3 protein-coding genes are annotated in these 2,029 nt (G+C 70.4%); all 3 read left to right on the top strand.

Annotated elements, in window-relative coordinates; genetic code table 11:
* The first annotated feature begins 314 nt into the window (after positions 1–314).
* A complete protein-coding gene (locus ACFU6K_RS37835) occupies positions 315–482 on the top strand; it encodes an SDR family oxidoreductase (RefSeq protein WP_380671022.1) in 168 nt (55 codons plus the stop codon).
* A gap of 33 nt (positions 483–515) precedes the next feature.
* On the top strand, positions 516–947 hold the full coding sequence (locus tag ACFU6K_RS37830; RefSeq protein WP_380671020.1) for an NUDIX domain-containing protein: 432 nt from the start codon (positions 516–518) through the stop codon (positions 945–947).
* 144 nt (positions 948–1,091) lie between these two features.
* A complete protein-coding gene (locus tag ACFU6K_RS37825) occupies positions 1,092–1,982 on the top strand; it encodes a hypothetical protein (protein WP_380671018.1) in 891 nt (296 codons plus the stop codon).
* The last annotated feature ends 47 nt before the right edge of the window (positions 1,983–2,029 follow it).

Here is a 2,029-nt window from a genome sequence, read left to right as displayed (position 1 = left end):
GAGCGGCTCAGCTCCGCGGAGCTGGAGGAGATGTACTCCAGCAGACTGTGCGACCCGCTTCGCCCGCCGCCGGGTGAACACCCGCGCATCATCTGCTGCGCTGCACAGGTCCCCCGCCGTTCCCCACCATCCACCCCCCACCCGCCTCCCGGCGGGTGCCCGCCCCTCGCCGCACGCCGTCCCGCCTGTCACATCGCGGACTTACACGATCTTTCGGACACACTCGGGGCTTTTGGCCCACTCTCGCCCGTGCCGCACGCAACCACATCCTCGGATTCCCCCGCTGAGACGACGAGCTCATCGAGGGGCGGACGATGCCGAACATCCACAATCGATTCGTCGGGCCATCACCCCTGACGCCCGACCCGAAGACCAGATCCGCCGTCAGTGCGTCCCGCGCCGTTGCCTTCCTCGCAGGCCCCAGCGCGTCCTTCATCACCGGCCAGTCGTTGCACGTCGACGGCGGCTGGTTCCTCCACTGACCGCCCGTCCCACCGAACAGGAAGCAGGCCACCATGCAGCACCGCGTCCGCGCCGTCCTCCTCACCCCGAACGACACCATGCTGCTGATCAAGCGCATCCGTCCCGGCATCGCCCCGTACTGGGTGATCGTCGGCGGCAAGATCGAGCCCACCGACGCCGACCCCGAGGAGGCCCTGTTGCGCGAGGTCCGTGAGGAGATCGCCGGCGAAGCCGAGATCGTCGGCCTCCTCCACACCATCCAAACCGACGACGAGCGCCAGGACTTCTACCTCGCCACCGTCGACAAGTGGAACTTCGAGGACCGCACCGGTCCCGAGTTCAGCCAGGAAGGCCGGGGCGAGTACCTCCTGGAGGAGATCCCCCTCACCGCCGAAGCCCTCGACGCGGTCAACCTCCTGCCCCAGGACTTCGCCACCGTTCTGCGCGGGGCCGTCGAACGCGGGAACCTCCCGGCCACCAGGTAGCCGCAAGCCGACAGCTACCCGCCAGCCCCAAACGTCTCACGCAGTGTCAATTGCCGTGATACGTTCTGTAATCCAATCGAAAACAGGCGACCCCGGCGGTGCTGGTAACACCCCGGGGTCCGGCAACAGGAGCACAACCTCCCGATGCGCGTCCATCGTAGCGCCCCCGTGCGCAACTTCACCGTGCTGCCCAACGCCGTCCTCCAGTACCGACGGCTCTCCTACACCGCCCGCGGCCTGCTCGCGGACCTCCTCTCCCGCCCCGACGGCTGGCGCGAGGACGGCCGACACATGGCCGACACCAGCCCCCAGGGGCGCGGCGCCGTCCGTAGGGCGCTGAAGGAGCTGACCGACGCCGGCTACTACCGGGTCGAGAAGATCCGCATGCCGGACGGCACGATCCGCACCGAGACCCACGTGTACGACGCACCATGGTTCACGCCGGATGCCACCCGTCCGGCGCCCGGTGGAGCGGCAACCGGCGCTGCTGGCAGCCCTGTTGTAAAGGACCGGCAGCAAGAACCCACCCTCCCCGCGAGTCCGGCCGATGACCTCGCGTCGAAAGGAGAGGAGGAGGATTCCGAGACCGAAGAGGTCCGCGAAGCGGTGGCCACCCTGTTCCAGGTGATCCGACCCGAACCCCGCCTGCGCCTCGGCGAGGCCGAAGCGCGCGAACTCGCTCCCCTGGTCGCCCAGTGGCTGGCCCGCGGCAGCACCTCCGCCGACCTGGCCCACGCCCTGCTGCCGGGCCTGCCCACCCCGATGCACTCGGCGGCCGCCGTGCTCCGCTACCGCCTGGAGCACAAGCTGCCACCCGCCCGGCCCGCCGCACGGCCATCGACCCGGTACACCGAGTGCGCCAAGTGCCACGACCCCGTGCCCCGACCGGGCATCTGCCGCCCGTGCGCCGGCCTGGCCACCCGAACCCTCCCGGTCGGCCAGGGGGCGGACGTGGCAGCGGCAGGTGCCGCCCGGGTCCGAACCGCTCTGCGCTCCGCGATGCCCGGCACTCGGCCTGCACGCGTCGCCGCCTGAGACACGCTGTCCCACCGGCCCGAGGGGCTCTGGCAGGTACCTCACCC

It is taken from the genome of Kitasatospora sp. NPDC057512, from assembly GCF_042802135.1.
GTDB lineage: Bacteria > Actinomycetota > Actinomycetes > Streptomycetales > Streptomycetaceae > Kitasatospora.
The sequence above is the reverse complement of the archived record's forward strand: the minus strand, read 5'-3'. Positions and strand labels throughout refer to the sequence as shown.